The sequence below is a fragment of the uncultured Lacinutrix sp. genome, assembly GCF_947500325.1.
GTDB lineage: Bacteria > Bacteroidota > Bacteroidia > Flavobacteriales > Flavobacteriaceae > Lacinutrix.
Window position 1 is genome coordinate 284,579 of record NZ_CANMRQ010000001.1, and the last position, 22,351, is coordinate 306,929.

18 protein-coding genes are annotated in these 22,351 nt (G+C 28.4%); all 18 read left to right on the forward strand.

The features are described 5' to 3' along the window. Position 1: 1 nt before the first annotated feature. The 18 genes from asnB (at position 2) to Q0997_RS01450 (ending at position 22,343) form a co-directional block, all read left to right on the forward strand. Positions 2–1,837, forward strand: a complete 1,836-nt coding sequence (gene asnB, locus Q0997_RS01365; RefSeq protein ID WP_299883682.1) for an asparagine synthase (glutamine-hydrolyzing) — start codon at positions 2–4, stop codon at positions 1,835–1,837. 16 nt (positions 1,838–1,853) lie between these two features. Next, a complete protein-coding gene (locus Q0997_RS01370; protein ID WP_299883684.1) occupies positions 1,854–2,960 on the forward strand; it encodes a glycosyltransferase in 1,107 nt (368 codons plus the stop codon). Beyond that, positions 2,961–4,199 carry an O-antigen ligase family protein gene (locus tag Q0997_RS01375; RefSeq protein WP_299883686.1) on the forward strand — a complete coding sequence of 413 codons (1,239 nt, stop codon included), beginning with the start codon at positions 2,961–2,963 and terminating at the stop codon, positions 4,197–4,199. Positions 4,200–5,005: 806 nt separating this feature from the next. After that, complete coding sequence (locus Q0997_RS01380) at positions 5,006–5,545, forward strand: hypothetical protein (protein WP_299883688.1); 540 nt, start codon at positions 5,006–5,008, stop codon at positions 5,543–5,545. 152 nt (positions 5,546–5,697) lie between these two features. Continuing rightward, a complete protein-coding gene (locus tag Q0997_RS01385; protein WP_299883690.1) occupies positions 5,698–6,729 on the forward strand; it encodes a hypothetical protein in 1,032 nt (343 codons plus the stop codon). Between the two features lie 52 nt (positions 6,730–6,781). Further along, complete coding sequence (locus Q0997_RS01390) at positions 6,782–8,896, forward strand: bi-domain-containing oxidoreductase (RefSeq protein WP_299883692.1); 2,115 nt, start codon at positions 6,782–6,784, stop codon at positions 8,894–8,896. Between the two features lie 24 nt (positions 8,897–8,920). Further along, positions 8,921–10,804, forward strand: coding sequence for an alginate lyase family protein (locus tag Q0997_RS01395; RefSeq protein WP_299883694.1), 1,884 nt, complete (start codon positions 8,921–8,923; stop codon positions 10,802–10,804). Positions 10,805–10,807: 3 nt separating this feature from the next. Continuing rightward, positions 10,808–12,052 (forward strand): glycosyltransferase family 4 protein, encoded by a 1,245-nt coding sequence (locus tag Q0997_RS01400; RefSeq protein WP_299883696.1) that lies wholly within the window; start codon positions 10,808–10,810, stop codon positions 12,050–12,052. Between the two features lie 3 nt (positions 12,053–12,055). After that, positions 12,056–12,661, forward strand: coding sequence for a sugar transferase (locus Q0997_RS01405; RefSeq protein ID WP_299883698.1), 606 nt, complete (start codon positions 12,056–12,058; stop codon positions 12,659–12,661). A gap of 5 nt (positions 12,662–12,666) precedes the next feature. Next, complete coding sequence (locus Q0997_RS01410; RefSeq protein ID WP_299883700.1) at positions 12,667–13,443, forward strand: TauD/TfdA family dioxygenase; 777 nt, start codon at positions 12,667–12,669, stop codon at positions 13,441–13,443. After that, on the forward strand, positions 13,431–14,171 hold the full coding sequence (locus Q0997_RS01415; protein ID WP_299883702.1) for an aldo/keto reductase: 741 nt from the start codon (positions 13,431–13,433) through the stop codon (positions 14,169–14,171). Before Q0997_RS01410 ends, Q0997_RS01415 begins: the two co-directional genes overlap by 13 nt. Before the next feature lie 10 nt (positions 14,172–14,181). Then, positions 14,182–14,781 (forward strand): acetyltransferase, encoded by a 600-nt coding sequence (locus tag Q0997_RS01420; protein WP_299883704.1) that lies wholly within the window; start codon positions 14,182–14,184, stop codon positions 14,779–14,781. Positions 14,782–14,799: 18 nt separating this feature from the next. Beyond that, positions 14,800–15,399, forward strand: a complete 600-nt coding sequence (locus tag Q0997_RS01425; protein ID WP_299883706.1) for a sugar transferase — start codon at positions 14,800–14,802, stop codon at positions 15,397–15,399. A gap of 6 nt (positions 15,400–15,405) precedes the next feature. Beyond that, positions 15,406–16,539: an aminotransferase class I/II-fold pyridoxal phosphate-dependent enzyme gene (locus Q0997_RS01430; protein WP_299883708.1), complete on the forward strand. Its 1,134-nt coding sequence runs from the start codon at positions 15,406–15,408 to the stop codon at positions 16,537–16,539. A gap of 88 nt (positions 16,540–16,627) precedes the next feature. Next, positions 16,628–18,589 (forward strand): nucleoside-diphosphate sugar epimerase/dehydratase, encoded by a 1,962-nt coding sequence (locus tag Q0997_RS01435; RefSeq protein WP_299883710.1) that lies wholly within the window; start codon positions 16,628–16,630, stop codon positions 18,587–18,589. A 58-nt stretch (positions 18,590–18,647) separates the two neighbouring features. Further along, entirely contained in the window at positions 18,648–19,946 is a 1,299-nt protein-coding gene (locus tag Q0997_RS01440; protein WP_299883712.1) for a UDP-glucose/GDP-mannose dehydrogenase family protein, read from the forward strand. Further along, positions 19,947–20,936 carry a UDP-glucuronic acid decarboxylase family protein gene (locus tag Q0997_RS01445; protein WP_299883714.1) on the forward strand — a complete coding sequence of 330 codons (990 nt, stop codon included), beginning with the start codon at positions 19,947–19,949 and terminating at the stop codon, positions 20,934–20,936. Between the two features lie 3 nt (positions 20,937–20,939). Then, a complete protein-coding gene (locus Q0997_RS01450; protein ID WP_299883715.1) occupies positions 20,940–22,343 on the forward strand; it encodes an exopolysaccharide biosynthesis polyprenyl glycosylphosphotransferase in 1,404 nt (467 codons plus the stop codon). The last annotated feature ends 8 nt before the right edge of the window (positions 22,344–22,351 follow it).

The following is a 22,351-nucleotide window of genomic DNA, read 5'->3' on the forward strand; positions in this document are numbered from 1 at the left end:
TATGTGCGGAATACTAGGAATTATATCCTATAATAATATAGATAAAAGTGATAAACAAAGTGTTATCACAATGCAACAAGAAATTTTACACAGAGGCCCAGATAATCAATCTATATGGCAAGATAACTCTGTGGTTTATGGTCATAATAGATTGTCTATAATCGATCTTTCAGACCAAGCTAACCAACCAATGTTATCTGTAGATCAAGATGTTGTTATCTGTTTTAATGGCGAAATTTATAATCACGAAGAAATAAAGAAAGAGTTAGTAAGTTCTCAAAAGTTTAATACAGACCACTCTGATACAGAAGTTATTGTTAACGCATACAAAGAATGGGGAATAGATAAAACATTAGAGAAGCTAAAAGGAATGTTTGCCTTTGCCCTTTATGATATAAAAAACAACATTAATTATATTGTTAGAGATAGATTAGGAAAAAAACCACTATACTACTCTTTAATAAATAATAAATTGTTCTTTTGTTCAGAAATAAAAGGATTGCTAACAATAGATTCTATAGACAGAGAAATAAACAGCGAATCTATTTACCATTACTTGTCTTTTTTAACTGTAAATGCCCCCAATACTTTCTTCAAACACATATCTAAGCTTGAATCAGGAACTTATATAAAGTACGAAGGAGAAAAATTAACAAAAAAGGTATATTGGAATATATCAGACTTCATTAACAAAAAAAACAATGATTCGTACGATACTGCTGTTAAGACTATTAAGCAGAAACTAAAGTTATCTATGAAATATAGAAATGTGTCTGATGTCCCTATTTCTATAGCCTTAAGCGGAGGAGTTGATAGCTCTATGAATTTATATTATAGCGCATTAGAAAACAAAAACATAAATGCTATAAATTTAGAATATGAAACCAAGCACGAGTTTAATGAGTCTGTAAATGCTAAAAGACTCTCTAAAGAGTTAGGTGTTAATTATACTCAAATGCAAATTAACCAAGAAATTTTTGAATCAGAACTTATTAAACTTTGTACAATTCAAAAAGACATGCCTTTTGGAGATCCTAATTCTGTATTACTATATTATATATCTAAAGAAGCCACAAAACAAAACTCAAAAATATTACTAGTTGGAGAAGGAGGAGATGAATTAGGAGGTTATCCAGTGTATTCTAATATGGTCAAGGAGTATAAAATTCTTAATAAAATACCAAAGTTTGTAAGACCATTATTAAAATACATCCCATTAAAAAAACGTTTTGATTTCTTCTATAAGGGTTCTATTGTTTCAAGAAGGCAAGTACATGGTTTTACAGAGTTTGAAAAGAAGAAGTTTTGGAAAGGAAAGAGTTATAATTCATATAAAATACTTTCAGATTTCATGAACCAAATTAAAGGAAATTCTAACGATGATTTTTTAAGAAAAGTATTGAATGTAGAATATAAACTTAGGTTGCCAGAATTAATTTTAGCTAGAGTAGATTACCCATCAATGGCAGCGAGTATAGAAGCAAGATCTCCATATATGGATTACAAATTAATTGAATACTGCGCAGGATTACCATATAGTTCAAAAATGAAAAATGGAGCAAAATCAATGATTAAAGATGTAGCGGGAGAAGTGTTGCCAGATTATATAATTAATGCTAAAAAAGTAGGATTTGGTATGTTATTACACCCATTCTTAAATATATCTTTGCCTGAAATGTTTAAAAAAGAAATTATTGAAGATGAAAAAGCGCCAGTTCGAGATTTTATAAAAGAGGAATTTCTTAAAGAATTATTAAGTAAATCAGGAAATGAAAAGATAGGCTATAGATTATGGATTATTTTTTCACTAAATAAGTGGTTGTCAATTCAAGATTAAAGTAAGCACATAAAATATGAATATATTATTCTTTATATCTCATCAACCAAATCCAAGGTTTATTAAGCAAATAAACTATTTGGCGCAAAATAATACAGTAACATTGTTGTTTTTTAAGAGAAAAACCTTGGCCGATTTAAATAAATCTATTGCTGGTAACGTTGTTATACATGATTTAGGCGAAATACCAAACGCATCTCAGCCTGTAAAAAGAATAAGTGTTTATTTAAAAACAATTAAGAAATTAAAACAACTTTTTAAAGTAACCGATTTTGAGGTGCTTTTAATAAATAATATAGATGTATTATTATTATATAATGCAGCAACTATATTTAAGAAGAAAAACTCGAAAGTTGCCATTGAGATCTCTGATTTACGTGAATTTGTTTTTAGCGAAAGCGCTTCAGCTAAGCGAATGAGAAGCTTAGAAAAAAGACTATATAAAAAGTATATTGATAAGTTAATTGTAACCTCAAAAAAGTATTACGAATTTCATTTTAGTAAATTTTTCACCAAAGAAGTCTTTGTATTAGAAAACAAGTTACTATCAAAAGAAATACAAGAAAATAAAATTAAAGAAGTAGTAAAAAATAAGAAAACAACTATTGGAATAGTTGGTTTATTGTTAAGAAAGGATGAATACATAAAACTTTTTGAAACTTATAAAAACAGCGATTCAGTAGATATTCATATTCATGGTAAAGGCCAGCACCAAAACACAGTTGAGGAATACGCATCAAAATATAATAATATAACTTATTTTGGACCATACAATGCATTTACAGACGCAGAAAAAATATACAAATCACTAGACATTATTTATTTAGTATATGATACCGACCAAGTTTCATTAAATAACAAATTAGCATTACCTAATAAATTATATGAGTGTATGTATTATAAGGTGCCACTAATTTGTAGTAAAGACACATATTTAGCCGAATTAGTAGAAAGAGACAATATTGGTGTAGCAATTAATTATAAGGAAGAAAATGCAATTGAAAATGCAGTATCATATGTAGTAAGTAATAACGCAATTGAAGATGCGTTTAAATCATTGCCTAAAGATGCTTACTTAGGAGACAATGATTATAAAAAAATGGAAGTGTTTTTGGCCAAATAAATGATAGCAATTATAGATAAATATAAAAACCACTTTAAAGACTTAGATCTCGTTTTCCTTTTGTTAATAGGAGCAGTATCTACATTTCCTTTAGAGAAATGGAATCCTAAATTTATTTTTGGATTATTTATTGTGCAACTCTTTATAGTTATTAAGAAGCGAGAATTTAAATTAAAAACTACGCCTTTTTTTTGGATGCTTATTGCTTTATATAGCCTTAATTTTATAGGTTTATTGTATTCTGAAGACATAAATAGAGGTTTTACAATTATAACTAGGCAAATAAGTTTTGTGTTATTTCCTTTATTTTATGCTAGCTATAATTTAAGAAATGTAAAATTACTTTTTAAAACATATTGTATTGCTGTTTTTATTTTTTTAGTGGTTTTTGAGTGCTATACACTATATCGTTTTTTTTATAAAAGTGATATTTTCCCCTTAGATTTAGAATTGTTTTTGTCGTTTAGATATACAGGAGCTGAGCTAACTAAATTAATAGATATGCATAATGCTTACTTGGGTATGTATATAATAATGTCAAATATTTTAATTGTTTCTTTTTTAAAAACAATTAAAAAGAACCTTCACTTTATTTTACTATTACTAGTAATAGCTTTTCAATCTTTATTTTTAATGCAAATGGTTGCCAAAACTGCTATAATTCTTAATGTTTTAATTATAATTCCTTCCTTAATTTATTTATTAATAAATAAAAAAAAGATTAAAACATTAGTGTTTTTAACGACAGTAATTCTTGGTATTAGCTATTTTACAATAACTAAATTTAACTTGCCTTTAAACAGAATATTGGATAGAGTAGAAGAGCTAAGTAATGCTAATGAAAGCGAAAGAGAAACTAGACCCGTTATATGGAAGTCTGCACTACCATTAATAAAAGACAATATAATTATTGGACTTGGAACAGGAGATGCAAATAATGTTTTAATAAATAAATATAAAACCGAAGGATTAAAAACTAGTACTAATATTCATAATCAATATTTAGATTATTTATTGCGTTTTGGGGTTTTAGGTTTGATATTGTTTTTATGTGTATTTGGCTATGCGCTTTATCAATCGATTAAACTAAATAATTATGCATATTTTTGTTTTTTAATATTAATTTTGGGAAGTTGTTTTACAGAGAATATTTTGAGTCGACAATGGGGAATTACTTTTTTCGCTAGTTTTAATTACTTACTCTATCTAACGACCACAAAAACCATTAAATGGGAATAACATATATACTAATATTTGTTTTATTAATCCATATTTACCTATTTAGAAAGCTAATTTTTAAATGGAATGTTTTTAGTGTTTTTTTTATATCTACAGTCATATTTTCCTTAATAGGAATTTTAGCTTTCCCTTTTGTAAAACAATTTGTTTTAAAAGTATTTTGGACGTTTGATTTTAGGTCTATTACAAATTATGTGATAATTAAGACTCAAATTATTGCCGTTTTTAGTGTATTGTTGATTCTATATACATATTCTTTTGTAATGACTATAGTTTATGGAAAAATAAAATGTATAAATCATATGGAAATTGAGGAAGGAATAAAAGACAATATTAGTCGCTCTAAATATTTCTTTATACTCTTTTGTATTGGCTTATTTTTATTAATTTATCTGTATATCAAAAGAAAAGTACTATACACTGGCTTCTTTGAAGGTTTAATTTACAGAGACCCTGATGCTTTATTAACGTCTCGTAAAGCTATCACCTCTAATTACTTATATGTTGTAATAACCTATAATCTATTGCCTTTTATTACTATTATATCTTTATATTTAGCGATAAATAAAAATAGTTTATTTAATAAGTTTGTGTTTTTTACACTTTTAATTACATCTTGTATTTTAATCCTACTTCTCTTTCAAAAAAGACCATTAATACTATTCTTATTATGTCTGATTTTTGCAACATTCATTTTTAAAAGGAACACAAAAAGAAGCAATACAAAAAGAAGGAGCGCAAAAAAAGATAAAAAAATTATTCGGAGGCGTTTTATTTTGTATGGGTCTTATTTATTTATTTTATTAATGTTATTATATTACAGTTCGACAACTTATCAATTTAAAAGTATTTTTCAAGGTGTTTCGACATTAACAGAAGTAGCATTGACTAGAGTTTTTGGTCGATTATCTATTCCTTCATTTTTTTATGTGTCATATTTCCCTGATGTTGGTAGTCATTATGGTATTAGAAATATAGGGACATTAGGGAAAATATTTAGATATGAAGTATTTCTAGATACGCAAGAGCTTTTTAAGCATTTTTCTTGGAGAGAAAAAAAAGGAACTTTAGCTATAAATTCAATTATGGATTTTTATGGTGCTTTTGGTTATTACGGACTTATTATAGGTAATATTACACTTGGGTTTTTTATTGGAGGTTTAGATGTTTTATTAAATAAACTTGAGAAAAACACTGTTAATCTTGTTTTTATAATATTTTGTTTTGTTTTTGCCTATTATCTATCTCAAGCTAGTTTTGCGAGATCACTTTTAGGTTATGGCTTTTTCTTTTTTGTTCTATGTTGGGTTTATTTACAGAAAAGGTTTAAAATTAAGTTAAGATAGTGCAATTAATAAGAAAGAATATAGATAAAATTATACCATTTTTAATAATAGGCTTATTAGTAAGTGACTTTATTACAAGCGTGGTTTATAAACTATCATTGTTCTCTTTCTATAGATATTCAGGTGCTTTTAAATTAGTCTTTCAAATAATTATGTCCTTAGTCATAATATTTAATTATAAATCATTATCAAGACTTCATAAGGTTACAATTGGAATTATTATTTTGTTTATTATTAGTCAGATAAATATAGACTCTAGTTCTTATGATTTTATGTATCATATTTCTAGAGGTAATATTTATTTTTTTAATAGATATCTTTATATATTAATATTTATACTTTTTTTAAATAGCATTAAAATTCCGAGTATATCTTTTCAAAAAGGATATAACTATTTAGAGGTATTATTATTCATTAACTGTTTAGTAATTATATTCGGAATATTATTTGAAATCAATATTTTTAAATCTTATGAAAGCACACCTAGGTTTGGTTATGCTGGCTTATTTTCTAAACCTGAAGAAGCTGGGTTTATTTATTGTATAGCAATAATCTACAACTACTATTATTGGTCACTAAATAAAAGTAAAACCAATCTTATTAAAGTAGCTGTTTTTATTGCAACAATTTTAGTGTTAGGACAAAAGAAAATGTTTTTGTTTGTAGCATTATTAATATGTATGCATTTACTATTTCAAGTCAAATACAAGAAGTTTTTTAGAGTTATAATACCTGTTTTAGGATTAATTGTAATAATATTTAACAAAAAGATTTTTAGTTATTTAATTAGTCATTCATCTTTTTGGACTAGAATATATCAAGAAAAGGGGTTGTTATCAACACTCACATCTACAAGGAGTGATTTAGTTAAAAATGTTATAATTTATATAAAAGCTAATTGGGACACATATAACTTTATATTTGGAGGTATAGATTTTAATAAATATAAAGTAGAATTTGAAGCTTTTGATTTATATATCTTTTTGGGAATATTTGGTTTGCTTTTCTACTATTACTTCATTAAAACTTTTTTTTATAAAAATTTAGATAATTTAAAAAGGCGATTAGTGTTTACTCTCTTTCTAACAAGTTTTTTAGGAGGAGGTTTATTACTAAGTGTTACTGCAACATTATTATTATATATAGTAATTAATAAAGTTATGGTTGTAAATGACAATGAATAATATAATTTGAATAATTACCTTTGCAAGAATATTTAAAAGGATAAAATTTTATATGAAGCAAATATTACAGTCTTTTAAAACAGGTAATACTGAACTTGCAGATGTTCCAGCACCAAAAGTTAAAAGAGGACAAGTGTTAATACAAACCACAAGAAGTTTAGTATCACTTGGTACAGAACGTATGTTGGTAGAGTTTGGGAAGGCATCACTTATACAAAAAGCCAGACAACAACCAGATAAGGTTAAAATGGTTTTAGATAAAATTAAAGCAGAAGGTTTGATGCCTACCTTAGAAACTGTTTTTAATAAACTAGAACAACCATTGCCGTTAGGCTATTGTAATGTAGGTAAAGTAATTGCAGTCGGTGAAGGTGTTTCAAGCTTTAAAATAGGGGATCGAGTAGCTTCTAATGGACAGCACGGAGAATTTGTTTGTATACCTCAAAATTTAGTAGCTCATATTCCAGATAATATAACAGATGAAGAAGCGGCTTTTACAGTAATTGGAGCTATAGGTTTACAAGGTATTCGCTTAATTAGACCAACAATGGGTGAAACTATTGTGGTTATAGGTTTGGGTTTAATAGGTTTGTTAACTGCCGAAATGCTAATCGCTAATGGCTGTAAGGTTATAGGATACGATTTAGATGACGCTAAAGTAGAAATAGCAAAATCTAAAGGGGTTAAAGCATTCAACCCATTAAAAGGAAATGACCCTGTAAAATTTGTCTTAGAAAACACAAATAATGTTGGAGCAGATGGAGTAATTATTACTGCTTCAGCTAAAACAAACGAGATTATATCACAAGCTGCTAATATGAGTAGGCAACGTGGAAGAATCGTATTAGTGGGTGTAATTGGGCTAAATATCTCTCGAGCAGATTTTTATGAAAAAGAATTAAGTTTTCAAGTATCATGTTCTTATGGTCCAGGAAGATATGATGATGATTATGAACAAAAAGGTATCGATTATCCTCTACCATTTGTACGTTGGACGGAAAAAAGAAACTTTGAAACAGTTCTACAACTTATAGAAACGGGTAAATTAAAGGTTAAAGAATTAGTCTCAGAAATTATTCCATTAGATGAATACGATAAAATATATGGAAATATAGGGCAATCAAAATCTATTGCATCCATAATTAAATATAATGAGAATAATGTTCCAGAACATAGTATTGTTGTAAATAAAAAACAATTAGAGACCAATAAAGGTGTAATAGGTTTAATAGGAGCTGGGAACTTTACTAAAATGACATTGTTACCAGCTTTAAAAGGAACAGATGCTCAAATAAAGCATATTGTTTCTTCTGGAGGTGTAAATGGAACTGCTTTAGCTCAAAAACATAATATAGCTCAAAGCACAACAGATTATGATTTAGTTTTAGATGACAATGATGTCAATTTAATAATGATTACTACTAGGCATAATTTACACGCCAATATGGTGGTAAAAGCTTTAAATAAAGACAAACATGTATTTGTAGAAAAACCTTTAGCATTAAATGTTGAAGAACTTCAAAATATAGAAGAAGCATACAAAGACAGTAAGGGAACATTAATGATTGGTTTTAACCGTCGTTTTTCTCCACATACACAAAAAATGAAATCTATAATAGGCAACTCTCCTATGAATGTTATTGCGACTATGAACGCAGGAGCAATTCCTGCTAATGTTTGGGTTCATGACATGGCAGTTGGAGGAGGAAGAATTATAGGTGAAGCTTGCCATTATTTAGATTTAATAGTTTACTTAACAGGAAGTAAAATTAAAGCTGTTTGTATGAACGCATTAGGTGAAAACCCTGAAGAGAATACAGATAATGCTTCTATTTTAGTTAAATTAGAAAATGGATCAACAGGTGTAATTAATTATTTCTCAAATGGTGCTAAATCATATTCAAAAGAACGTTTAGAAGTGTATTCTCAAGAAAAAACGTTAACAATGGATAATTTCATAAAAACTTCAGGCTATGGAACTAAAGGCTTCTCGAAGTTAAAAACAAAATTAGATAAAGGGCACAAAAACCAATTCGCAACTATTTTGAGCGAACTTAAAAAAGGAAGTGTAGAATTAATTCCTTATGATGAGTTAATCAATGTTACAAAGGCTAGCTTCGCGGCAATAGAAAGTCTTAAATCTGGAGAATGGGTTGAGGTAAAATAGTCTTATAGAATTTAAAATTTTGATATGATTCAAAAAATAAAATTACTTTCCAATCTTATTAATAATATGGGGTTGCGATATGTTTTATTTAGAATATATTACGCAATTTCGACAAAATTAGGTTGGCAAAAAAAGGCGTTTCCAATTAACCCTGAATTTAAAAAGTTTATTTCTTTAGAAGAATGGAAAAATAATTTACCTGCGTTTTTTTTCTATGGAAAGGATATTCATAATCTTACAAAAGATAAAGACGAAAAATTAAAAGATATTTTCGAAAATATAAAAAAAGGACGATTTACCTTTTTTAGTAAACATGAATATGATTTAGGGAAAGAATACGATTGGATTACAAACCCAGTAACAAATTACAAATATGATATTTCTAAACATTGGTCAGAAATTCAAGATATTTCTACTGAAGCCGGAGATATAAAGTTTGTTTGGGAAAAAGCAAGATTCTCTTTTTTATATGATATTATTCGTTATGATTATCATTTTGAAGATGACCAATCGCAATTGGTTTTTAATGAAATAGAAAGTTTTATAGATAAAAACCCAATCAATCAAGGCCCTAATTATAAATGTAGTCAGGAAACAAGCTTAAGGATTTTAAACTGGATATTTGTGTTGTATTATTATAAAGATTCAGAGTGTTTAACCGATAGTCTGTTTAATAAAATAATAAACTCTATATATTGGCAATTGCATCATGTATACAAAAACATTAACTTTTCAAGAATAGCAGTAAGAAATAATCACGCTATAACAGAAACCCTTACGTTATATCTTTCTAATAAACTTTTTCCATTTATTTCTGATACAAAAAAATGGAGTACAAAAGGGAAAAAATGGTTTGAACAGGAGGTAGAATACCAAATATACGAAGACGGAACATTTCTTCAGTTTTCTATGAATTATCATCGTGTAGTTGTGCAGTTATTAACATGGGCATTGCAGCTCTCAAAACTAAATAAAGAGAAATTTAAGCCTATTGTATACAATAGAGCAACACAATCATTAAACTTTTTAGACACATGTTTAGATCCTATTTCAGGAAAACTTCCAAATTATGGGTCTAATGATGGCGCACTGTTTTTTAAGTTTACAAGTGATGATTTTAGAAATTATAAATCACAATTAAATGATTTAAGATCAGTCTTAGAAAAGAAAACCTACACTAAAAACGAAAGTGCGTTTTGGTATGGTTTAAATAAAGTGGATGTAGTCGATTATATTCCTCCTAATACGATAAATAGTTTCAAAAAAGGAGGATATTATATTATACAAGATCAAGATGTAAAAACATTTATTAGATGTGGAAAATATAAAGATAGGCCATTTCAAAGTGATAATTTACATTTAGATATTTGGATAAACGGAAAGAATATTTTAAGGGATTCTGGTTCTTATAAATATAATACAAAAAAAGAGTTTATTAATTATTTTAACGGTTGTGAAGGTCATAATACGGTTAGTGTATCAGGTGAAAATCAAATGTTAAAAGGGAGTCGTTTTATTTGGTATAATTGGGTAAAAGAAGCACAAGCTAAATTAACTAAAGAAAGAGACTTTTTTAAATTTCAAGGGAAAATAAGAGCCTTTAAAAGTATAGCTAATAACATTTACCATAATAGAAGTTTTACTAAAGTTATAGGTGAAAACAAATGGGAAGTTGTAGATGTTATAGAAAATGCTAAAAATAAAACAATATATCAATATTGGCACATAAATCCAGACTTTGAAGATACTATTACAATAGATGCTTTTGACGTAGATAATCGTAAATTAGAACCTTTAATAGAAGAAAAATGGTTTTCTGGTTATTATGGTGTAAAAGAAAGATCAATAAGGTTTACTTTTGCAACCAATAAAAATAGTTTTAGAACTACAATAAAAATTGATAAGTAATATATGCGCATTCTCTTAATTCATCACGCGTTTTTAGAAAAAAATGATGGAGGTGGATCTCGTTTTAATGAAATGACTAAAGTTTGGGCAAACCAAGGACATGAAGTTAGTGTTTTAGGAGGTATGGTTCACTATGCAACTGGAAAAAAAAATGAACGCTACAAAGGAAAATATTTCCATACAGATAAACAGTTCTACAAAGGTGTAGATGTATATAGGTGTCACGTTTCAGAAAGTTATAATGTAAATTTTTTAGGACGCCTTTGGGCCTATTTTTCGTTTGTGTTTTCTAGTATTTATGCTGGTTTATTTAAAGTGCGAGGTAAGTTTGATATTATAGTCGTGACTTCACCGCCTCTTTTTGTAGGTATTACTGCTTATGTTTTATCTATTTTAAAACGTACTCCTTTTGTTTTTGAAATTAGAGACTTATGGCCCGAATCGGCAATAGATACAGGCGTTTTACAAAATAAAGCAATTATTAAATTCGCGTACTGGTTTGAAAGTTTTATTTATAAAAGAGCAAAACTAATTAATGTTTTAACACCAGCATTTAGAGAGACTTTAATAGAAAAGAAAAAGGTTCCAGAAAATAAAATATTATTCATACCAAATGCTGCTGATTTTAATTTAGCAGAAACTATTCAAAAAGAATTTGATGCGAATAAATTTAAATCAGAATTAAATTTACAAAACAAGTTTGTTATAACCTATGTAGGCGCTCATGGTGTTGCAAACCATTTAATTCAATTAGTAGACACTGCAGAAAAGTTAACAGATACAAATGTTGTATTTCAATTAATTGGATCTGGAATGCAAAAGGAAATGCTTCAGCAAGAAGTTTTAAAACGAAAAATAGATAATGTTATATTTCGTGATCCAGTATCTAAAGCAGAAGTGTTTAAGTATATATTAGCTTCAGATATGGGAGCATCTGTATTAAAAAGAGTAGACACATTTAAAACCATATACTCTAATAAAACGTTTGATTATATGTCTTGTAAGAAACCTGTTTTATTAGCAATTGAAGGCGTATCGAAGCAGTTAATAGAAGATGCTAAGTGTGGTATTTGTGTTGAACCAGAAAATGCCGAAAATATCGCCAGTAAGATTAAAAATTACATTGCCAATATTGAAGATTATAAATCATATGGAGAAAATGGTTATAATTATGCTAAACTTCATTTTGAAAGAAAAGGTTTGGCGATTAAGTACCTTAAAAATCTAATTAAAGTGGCAAAAAAGTAGAATATGTATAAATCTTTTGTAAAACAGTTCTTTGATTTTTTTTCAGCATTAATGATTTTGTTAATGGTATCTCCAATATTCATAATCCTTATTGTTCTATTATTTATAAGTAACAATGGTAAACCTTTCTTCACACAAACAAGAGGTGGCAAAAACAATAAAATTTTTCATGTCATTAAGTTTAAAACAATGAATGACAAAAAAGATGCTAGTGGAGAATTATTGCCCGATAATGTTAGATTAACTAAAGTAGGAAACTTTGTTAGAAGTAAATCTTTAGACGAACTACCACAATTAATAAATGTTTTAAAAGGAGAAATGAGTTTGGTGGGGCCAAGACCTTTTATGTCTGAGTATTTAGAAATATATACAGATTACCAAAAAAGAAGACATGAAGTAAAACCAGGAATTACAGGTTGGGCACAAGTAAATGGTAGAAATAATATAAGTTGGCAACAAAAATTTGAATTAGACATATGGTATGTTGATAGACAGTGCTTTTCACTAGATATTAAAATACTTTTTTTAACTTTGCTTAAAATTGTAAAACCTACAGATGTTAATCAAACAGGAGAAGCCACAACAGTAAAATTTAACGGAAAAAATTAGAGAGAATGGAATTTATAACCGATGTGAAATTAAGAACAAATAATCCTTTGGAAGCTGCAAAAACAGTTAAAGAAGCATTAGCAAAACATAAAGTGATTAAAGTGATTCCAGAATGGTATTTAGGAGATTTAAGAGCATTTTATGATGTATTTGTAGATAATTTAGGAGACCCTATAAACATTGGAGAAGACTTTACAAAAGGTGGCGAACAAACACATGAAAAATGGTTGGAGATAAGATATGATGCAGATATTCCTGATTTAGCCGCTTATCGACATAGTAAAAATGCTCAACCATTACATACTGATGAATCATATATTTCTAATCCTGCCGATGTAATGATGTTTTATGGTATCAATAAAGCAGTAAAAGGAGGAGCAACCACGTTTATAGATAGTACTGTATTATTAAAATACATGGAGGAAAACGCTCCAGATTTACTACATCGATTAAAAACTACAGATGTTAGATACAAAAAAGCAGATGAACAGCGTACAGAAAAAATAATTGACTTTAAAGCAGATGGGCAAGTGCACTTTAATTATAACTATTACTGTGTAGATAAAGATGAAACTGAAGAAAATAAGGCTTTAAATAAAGAGTTTTTCGATTTTCTTCAAAACTATGTAGCACATTCGCATATGGTTGAGAAAGTGACTTTAAATCCTGGAGAAGCAGTGCTTTGGTGGGATGAGTTAGTGTTACATGGACGTACTTCTTATGAAGTTGAAAAAACAAACGATAGATTTATTTGGAAAACAGGTTTTAAGTGGAAGAACTAAAATCCACTTTAAACTTAAGTGAAATTACTTTAGGTACTATGCGGTTTTTTGATAAATCATTAAGTACTAAAGAGATTACAAATTTAATTGAAGCAGCCTTTTCTATTGGAATAGACACACATCATTCTTCAGTAGAATATAGCTCTTATGGTTTATATACAGAAGCTTTAAAACAATCTAATTGTGCTAATAAAGTAAAACATATTGTTAAGCTTTCTGCACCGCATTTTGAAGACGATACTTTTTCAGCAAAACTATTAGAAGAAAGAATAGATAAAGAATTAAAAGTTTTAGATATTGAAAGAATAGATGTTTTGCAATGGTTATTAAGATCTAAACCAATAAACGATAAAGATAGGCTAAATACGCTTTATGAATATAAAGAAGAAATTGAAGATGTTTTAAAAAAGCTAAAAGATAAAGGCAAGATTAAATCTGTATTTAGTTTCCCATATTCAGTGCCGTTTGCTGATGCTGTTGAAGAGTTAAACGAAATAGACGGTATTATATCTTATTTAAATAAAGAAGAGCAAGACTATTCAAAATTTGCTAAAAAAGCTCCTTTTATAGCCATACGTCCTTTCTTTGCTGGAGAATTATTGAAAAATTCTGAAGATATAAAAAAGAGTATTGAAAGCTGTTTAGCTTATATTAGTACCAATAAAAAAGTCTTAACTACAATTGTTGGTATTAATTCAATACAGCAATTAGAGGCTTTTAAAAACTAAAATTACGCATATGTTTTTATATGGTGCAGGCGGACACGCAAGAGTAGTAATAGACATTATTTTATCTTCAACAAACTATAAAATAGATGGTGTTTATGACGATTTTATTTTAGAAAAATTTATACATAATATTCCCATAGTTAATGTCTTACCAGAAGAAAAGAAAAAGGAGGCAATTATTACTGTGGGCAATAATAAAATAAGAAAGAAAATAGCCCAATCACTATTAGTAAATTATATAACAGCAGTTCACTCTAAAGCTGTAATATCCAAATTAGATGTTATTATAGGAAAAGGAACAGTTGTAATGGCTAATGCAGTAATAAACCCCAATTCTACAATTGGTAAACACTGTATAATAAATACGGCTGCTATTGTAGAACATGATTGTAAAATTGAAGATTTTGTGCATATTTCACCTAATGCAGCTTTAGCAGGAAATGTTAGTGTTGGTGAAGGTACGCAAGTTGGTTTAGGAGCTAATGTAATACCTGGCGTGAAAATTGGAAAATGGTGTGTTATTGGAGCTGGATCCACAGTAATAGAGGATGTTCCTGATTTTTCAGTAGTTGTGGGTTCTCCCGCTAAATTTATTAAATCAAATAAATAACAAACTAAATGACTTAAAGTGTTAAGTATAAATCAGAAAATAGTAAAACGAACTTTCGATGTTATTCTAGCAATAATACTGTTCTTTTTTATTTGGTGGATTATTGTATTACTTTTCATTATCAGTTTTTTAGACACAAAAAAGCCAGGAATAATAGTTCAAAAGAGAATAGGTTTAAATGGTTTACCATTCAAAATCTATAAAATTAGAACAATGAAGTCTTTAGAAAATGAGAATGATACAACTATTACAATTAAAGGAGACAAAAGAATAACTAAGATTGGACGATTTATAAGACGATTTAAATTGGATGAATTACCTCAAATTATAAACGTACTTATTGGAAATATGAGTTTTGTAGGACCAAGACCAGATGTAGAAGGTTATGCAAATAAATTAGAAGGTGAAAATAGAATAATATTAACAATAAAACCTGGTATTACTGGACCAGCATCTATTCATTTTAAAAATGAAGAAGAAATATTAGAAAAGCAACAAGATCCAAAAAATTATAATGACACAATTATTTGGCCTAAAAAAGTTGAAATAAATAAAGCATATATAGAAAACTATACTTTGCTTAACGACATAAAATATATATTTAAAACATTAATTTAAATACTTATGAATCCAAAAATATGGCTCTCATCACCACATATGGGTGGCACTGAGCAAAACTATATAAAGGAAGCGTTTGATACTAACTGGATAGCACCTTTAGGACCAAATGTAACAGGTTTCGAAAATGATTTAGAAAATTATCTAGATCAAGATGTACATGTTGCATGCTTGTCTTCTGGTACCGCAGCAATTCATTTAGCTTTAGTTCAATTAGGAGTTAGTTTAAACGATGAAGTTATATGCCAAAGTATGACATTTTCTGCCTCAGCAAACCCAATTACATATCAAGGAGCTAAGCCTATATTTATAGACAGTGAAAATGAGACATGGAATATGTGTCCTATTCATTTAGAAGCAGCAATTAAAGATAGAATAGCTAAAGGAAAAAGACCTAAAGCTATAATTATAGTTCATTTATATGGGATGCCAGCTAAAACAAGCGAGTTATTGACTATTGCAAGGGAATATGATATTCCTGTAGTTGAAGATGCAGCAGAAGCCTTAGGCTCGACTTATAAAGGAAGAAAATGTGGCACATTTGGAGATTATTCAATATTATCTTTTAATGGAAACAAGATTATAACAACCTCTGGTGGTGGAGCAATGGTTTGTAATACTGAAGAAAAGAAGAAAAACACAATATTTTTAGCTACACAGGCTAGAGATCAAGCGCCTCATTATGAGCATTCTCAAGTGGGATATAATTACAGAATGAGTAATATAAGTGCTGGAATTGGAAGAGGACAGATGGAAGTATTAGATAAACATATAAATCTAAGACGTAAAATGAATGCTTTTTACAAATCTATTTTCTCAGATGTAAAAGGAGTAACCGTTTTAGAAGAATCTAATAATGAAATTTTTTCTAATCATTGGTTAAGTTGCATTATAATTAATGAAAAGGCACCTTTTACAAGGAAAGAATTATATGATTTAATGCTGGAGAATAACATAGAAACTCGCCCTCTATGGAAGCCTATGCATTTACAACCAATTTTTAAAGGAGCACCATATTATGGTTCTAATGTGAGCGAAACTTTATTTAAAACAGGATTATGCCTGCCAAGTGGATCAAACTTACAAGAAGCAGATTTACAGAGAATTGCTAATGTAATAAGTAAATTAAAACAAGAATAATTCTTGATATATTAAGAGTAAACTACTCTTATATTTCTATATTGTAATTATAATTAAGATATTTGCTTTCTATAATTATTTTATACAAATGCTTAGAAAATTAAAACTAGCAATATTTCAAGTATTAGAATCTAGTCGTAAAAAGATAGATTTTAAAAACATAAACTATTTGCCTCGTTGGGCAATATTATGTTTTGATACTACTATTTTGTTAATAGCATTGGTGGTTACTAAAATTATTATAAGTAACCTTCAAAATATTAATTATTTTTCTTTTTTGCCCACTAGTCAAGAACTTATAGTGGTTCTTGTTAATGTAATGTTTTTCATTTTATTTAGAACTTATGCGGGTTTAATTAGACATTCTACATTTATAGATGCAGTTAAGTTTTTTTTGGCCTCAGCAGCGACATTAATTACGACCTTAGGTATTCATTACATTTATTTTTTATTTTCTAGAGAAAGTATATTTGTTATTCCTGAAATATTAGTTTATTCAATTATTTCATTCTGTGGATTGTTTTTATTTAGAATATTAGTAAAACAAGTTTTTGAAGTTTATTTAAATTATCAACATTCTGAAAATCAATTAAATGTATTAGTCTATGGTACAGATGAAAACGCGATAGCTATTGCAAGTGCATTAAAATCAGAAAAACCATCTAGATATAAAGTACTTGGTTTTGTTGATAAAGATGATAAAAATAAGAGTAAGGAGATCCTAGGATTACCAATTATATACTTGCACCGTAAAATAGCTATTACTTTAAGAGCTCATAGAGCTCAAGCATTGATTATAGCAGATAACAATCTTACAAAAGATGAAAGTATAGCGCTTATTGATAATTGCTTAGAATATAATTTCAAGGTTTTTAGAGCACCATTAATTTCTGATATAGAAGCAAATAAAAGTCTTTCTAATCAAATAGAAAAAATTCAAATAGAAGATATTTTAGAAAGAGAACCTATAAAGCTAGATAATAAGTTAGTAGCAAAAGAAATATATAATAAATGTATTCTCGTTACAGGTGGAGCTGGATCAATAGGGAGTGAAATTGTAAGGCAAGTAGCAAATTATAGCCCAACGAAGCTAATAATATTAGATCAAGCAGAATCGCCTTTATACCGCATTCAATTAGAAATAAAAACAAGTTTTCCTGATTTAGCTTTTGAAGCAATAATAGCAGATGTAAGAAAAAGAGAAGTTATAGAACAAGTGTTTAAAGAACATAAACCTAACGTTGTTTATCACGCTGCCGCCTATAAGCATGTCCCTTTAATGGAAAGACATCCTTCTGAAGCCATTTTTTCAAATGTAATTGGTTCTAAAAACATTGCAGATTTAGCTAATATATATAAAGCAGAAAAGTTTGTTATGGTTTCAACAGATAAGGCTGTAAACCCTAGTAATGTTATGGGAGCATCGAAACGTATAGCAGAAATATATGTTCAAGCATTACAACGAAAATTACAAAGTAAAAATAAATCTAAAACACAATATGTTACAACAAGATTTGGTAATGTATTAGGTTCAAATGGTTCTGTTGTTCCTTTGTTTAAAAAACAAATTGAGCAAGGAGGTCCTTTAACAATAACACACCCAGACATTATTAGATATTTCATGACTATTCCAGAAGCATGTCAATTAGTAATTGAAGCAGGTGCTATGGGTAATGGAGGTGAAATATTTATTTTTGATATGGGAGAAGCGGTTAAAATTATTGACCTTGCTAAGAAAATAATAAGGTTAGCAGGTTTCACGCCATACAAAGAGATAGATATTAAAGTAATTGGTCTAAGACCAGGTGAGAAATTATATGAAGAATTGCTGAATGATAAATCTGAAACGTTACCTACTTACAATGAAAAAATTATGATAGCAAAAATAGGCAGTCATGATTATGATATTGTAAATAAAATGATTTTAGATTTAGCAATTATAGCTCAAGAAGGAACTAAAGCAGAAATAGTTTTAAAAATGAAGGAGATAGTTCCTGAGTTTTTAAGCATGAATTCTGATTTTGAAAGGTTAGACAAAAAAATTGTATAAAACTTTTTCAATATAATTTTAATCTTCTCAAAACATTTAAAATAATTAATATCAATAGATGAAAATAGCGGTAATTGGTACAGGATATGTTGGTTTAGTTACTGGCACATGCTTAGCTGAAACAGGTAATGATGTATTGTGCATTGACATAGATGAAGAAAAGGTAAAACAAATGCAACAAGGGCAAGTGCCAATATACGAGCCTCATCTTGATGTGTTATTTGATAGAAATATAAAAGCAAACCGCTTAAAGTTTTCTACATCCCTAGAAGAAGGTATAGATCATGGAGATATAATCTTTTTGGCTTTACCAACACCTGAGGATGAAGATGGATCAGCAGATTTAAAATATATTCTTGGGGTAGCTAACGACATTGGAAAGCTAATTAAAGAGTATAAGGTTATTGTAGACAAAAGTACAGTGCCAGTGGGAACCTCCGATAAAGTTAAAGCTGCAATTTCAAAACATGCCAATGTGGATTTTGACGTTGTCTCTAATCCAGAATTTTTAAGGGAAGGTTTTGCTGTTGACGATTTTTTAAAACCAGAAAGAATAGTAGTAGGAGCAGATAGTGATAAAGCCATTAAGTTAATGGAAAAACTGTATAAACCTTATGTAAGATCTGGTAATCCAATAATTATAATGGATGAAAAGTCTGCAGAATTAACAAAATACGCTTCTAATGCGTTTTTAGCAGCAAAAATAACCTTCATGAACGAGATAGCTAACTTTTGTGAAAAAGTTGGTGCAGATGTAGATAAAGTGAGAATTGGAATGGGAACAGATTCACGTATTGGAAAACGTTTTCTTTTTCCAGGTATTGGTTATGGTGGTTCTTGTTTTCCAAAAGATGTTAAAGCTCTCCATAAGTCTGGAAAAGACAACCATTATAATTTTCAAATATTAGACGCTGTAATTAATGTAAATGCAAGACAAAAACTAGTTTTAATCCCTAAAATAGAAGCTCATTTTAATAATGATTTAAAAGGTAAAAATATTGCGGTTTGGGGATTAGCATTTAAGCCAGAAACCGATGATATAAGAGAAGCTCCAGCGCTTTATATGATTGATAATTTATTAGATTTAGGTTGTAATATTTCAGCTTACGACCCGGAAGCAATGCCTAATGTAAGAAGAAAACTAGGCGATAAAATTAATTATGGAAACTCTATGTATGATATTTTAGATAATGCAGATGCTATAGTAATTTGTACTGAATGGAGTATTTTTAGAACACCGGATTTTGAACAAATGAAAGCGAAAATGAAAGAGAAAGTTATTTTTGATGGTCGAAATCTATATGATGTTAAAGATGTTAAAAATGAGGGCTATAAATATATTTCAATAGGAAGATAAGTGAGTAAAACAGTTTTAATTACAGGTGCAGCAGGTTTTTTAGGGTCACATTTGTGTGACCGCTTTCTTAAAGAAGGTTTTAAAGTTATTGGTATGGATAATTTTATTACTGGAGATGAAAAAAACATTGCGCATTTAAAAAACAACTCAAAGTTTAGTTTTATAAAACATGATGTTACAGAGTTTATAAAAATTGAAACCGATATACATTACATTCTTCATTTTGCTTCACCAGCAAGTCCAATAGATTATTTAAAAATACCAATTCAGACTTTAAAAGTAGGATCACTAGGAACTCACAATTTATTAGGTTTAGCAAAAGCTAAAAAAGCAAGGTTATTAATAGCTTCAACATCTGAAATATATGGAGACCCATTAGTACATCCTCAAACTGAAGATTACTATGGAAACGTTAATACCATAGGTCCAAGAGGTGTTTATGATGAAGCCAAGCGTTTTCAAGAGTCTATAACAATGGCATATCATCGTTTCCATGGTTTAGAAACACGTATTGTTCGTATTTTTAATACTTATGGACCTAGAATGCGATTAAATGACGGTCGAGTAATTCCTGCCTTTATGGGCCAAGCATTACGAGGAGAAGACCTTACTGTTTTTGGAGATGGATCGCAGACACGTTCATTTTGTTACGTAGATGATCAAATAGAAGGTATTTATAGATTATTAATGAGTGATTATGCTTTTCCTGTAAATATTGGAAACCCTCATGAAATAAGTATTAGTGATTTTGCTGAAGAAATAATTAAATTAACTGGCACAACACAAAAAGTAATTTATAAAGATTTACCCGTTAATGATCCATTACAAAGGCAACCAGATATTTCTCTAGCAAGAAAATTATTAGATTGGGAACCTAAAGTAAATAGAGCAGAAGGCATGAAAATTACTTTTGATTATTTTAAAAACCTAAGTGAAGAAGAACTTTATAGAAGCGACCACAAAGATTTTTCTAGTTATAATAACAAATAATTAATGGAATATAAACGCGGAAGATATTCTTGGTTATTAAGGCCATTTCTTATCATTTTTGACCTTACGGTCATTAATATTTTAGCGTTTTACTATTTTAATTTTAATGATCAAAATCTTTATTTTTTCTCTTCAGCTTTTTTTAATAATAAGCACTTACTATATATTATTTATACTATTATATTTTGGTTAATAACAACCTCTTTTATAAAATTTTATGATGTTTATCGTTATACTTCAGCATTAAATATTTTATCACTGCTAGTAAAACAATTCTTCTTGTTTAGTATTGTTGTCTATGCTTTTATAGGTGTGTTTAGAAGTATTAATGTTCAAGCATTTGTAACTTTAAAGTACCTTTTATATACTTTCTCGTGTATTAGTCTTTTAAAACTTTTTAGCTATTATATGTTAAAATCTTATCGTTCCTATCTTAGTGGAAATGTAAGACATGTTGTAATAATAGGAAATACTCAAGGAGCCCAAGAATTAGAATCTATTTTTAAAAACAAAAAAGAATTGGGTTATAATTTATTAGAAAAGTTTAACACTGGAAAAGGTAATAAAACTAGTATTAAAGATAGTTTTGAATTTCTAGAAAATCACAAAAATATAGATGAAATTTATTGTGCAATTGATGATTTAACAGAGAAAGAGGTTAATGATTATGTTAAGTATGCTAATATTAATCATTGCAACATTAAATTTATTCCAAACACAAAAAAACTATTTACTAAAAGATTAAAGACAGATTTTTACAACTATTTACCTGTTTTATCTATACAAGAAGTATCTTTAAATGAGGATACCAATAAGTTTCTTAAGCGTAGTTTCGATGTTGTTTTTTCAATATTTATAATTGTATTTATATTGTCTTGGGTTTATGTTATCCTTTTTATTGTAATAAAATTAGAATCTAAAGGTCCAGTTATCTATAAACACAAACGTAATGGTATAAATTATAAAGAGTTTAATTGCTTTAAATTTAGATCACTAAAAACTATTAAAGAGGTACAAGGCACTTATGTAAAACAAAATGATAGTAGAGTAACCAAAATAGGGAAGTTTATTCGTAAAACCAGTATTGACGAATTACCTCAATTTGTAAATGTACTAATAGGAGACATGTCTGTAGTTGGCCCAAGACCACATATGTTAAGTTATACTGAAGAATATTCAAAAAAAATTGATAAATATAATTTCATTTTTAGACACAATGTAAAACCAGGAGTTACCGGTTTAGCTCAAGTTAAAGGATATCGTGGAGAGATAAAAAATGATGAAGACATTATAAATCGAGTAAAATACGATATATTTTATATAGAAAACTGGTCATTATTATTAGATATAAAGATTATATTTCAAACCATAAGCCATATTTTTAAAGGGCAAAAACAAGCCTATTAATATTTATA

Bases quoted from the DNA above. Each gene is read 5' to 3' on its own strand.
- Q0997_RS01385 (WP_299883690.1), top strand. From the start codon at position 5,698: ATGTCCTTAGTCATAATATTTAATTATAAATCATTATCAAGACTTCAT.
- Q0997_RS01430 (WP_299883708.1), top strand. From the start codon at position 15,406: ATGAATCCAAAAATATGGCTCTCATCACCACATATGGGTGGCACTGAG.
- Q0997_RS01420 (WP_299883704.1), top strand. From the start codon at position 14,182: ATGTTTTTATATGGTGCAGGCGGACACGCAAGAGTAGTAATAGACATT.
- Q0997_RS01440 (WP_299883712.1), top strand. From the start codon at position 18,648: ATGAAAATAGCGGTAATTGGTACAGGATATGTTGGTTTAGTTACTGGC.
- asnB (WP_299883682.1), top strand. From the start codon at position 2: ATGTGCGGAATACTAGGAATTATATCCTATAATAATATAGATAAAAGT.
- Q0997_RS01405 (WP_299883698.1), top strand. From the start codon at position 12,056: ATGTATAAATCTTTTGTAAAACAGTTCTTTGATTTTTTTTCAGCATTA.
- Q0997_RS01450 (WP_299883715.1), top strand. From the start codon at position 20,940: ATGGAATATAAACGCGGAAGATATTCTTGGTTATTAAGGCCATTTCTT.
- Q0997_RS01380 (WP_299883688.1), top strand. From the start codon at position 5,006: ATGTTATTATATTACAGTTCGACAACTTATCAATTTAAAAGTATTTTT.
- Q0997_RS01370 (WP_299883684.1), top strand. From the start codon at position 1,854: ATGAATATATTATTCTTTATATCTCATCAACCAAATCCAAGGTTTATT.
- Q0997_RS01410 (WP_299883700.1), top strand. From the start codon at position 12,667: ATGGAATTTATAACCGATGTGAAATTAAGAACAAATAATCCTTTGGAA.
- Q0997_RS01435 (WP_299883710.1), top strand. From the start codon at position 16,628: ATGCTTAGAAAATTAAAACTAGCAATATTTCAAGTATTAGAATCTAGT.
- Q0997_RS01390 (WP_299883692.1), top strand. From the start codon at position 6,782: ATGAAGCAAATATTACAGTCTTTTAAAACAGGTAATACTGAACTTGCA.
- Q0997_RS01395 (WP_299883694.1), top strand. From the start codon at position 8,921: ATGATTCAAAAAATAAAATTACTTTCCAATCTTATTAATAATATGGGG.
- Q0997_RS01400 (WP_299883696.1), top strand. From the start codon at position 10,808: ATGCGCATTCTCTTAATTCATCACGCGTTTTTAGAAAAAAATGATGGA.
- Q0997_RS01375 (WP_299883686.1), top strand. From the start codon at position 2,961: ATGATAGCAATTATAGATAAATATAAAAACCACTTTAAAGACTTAGAT.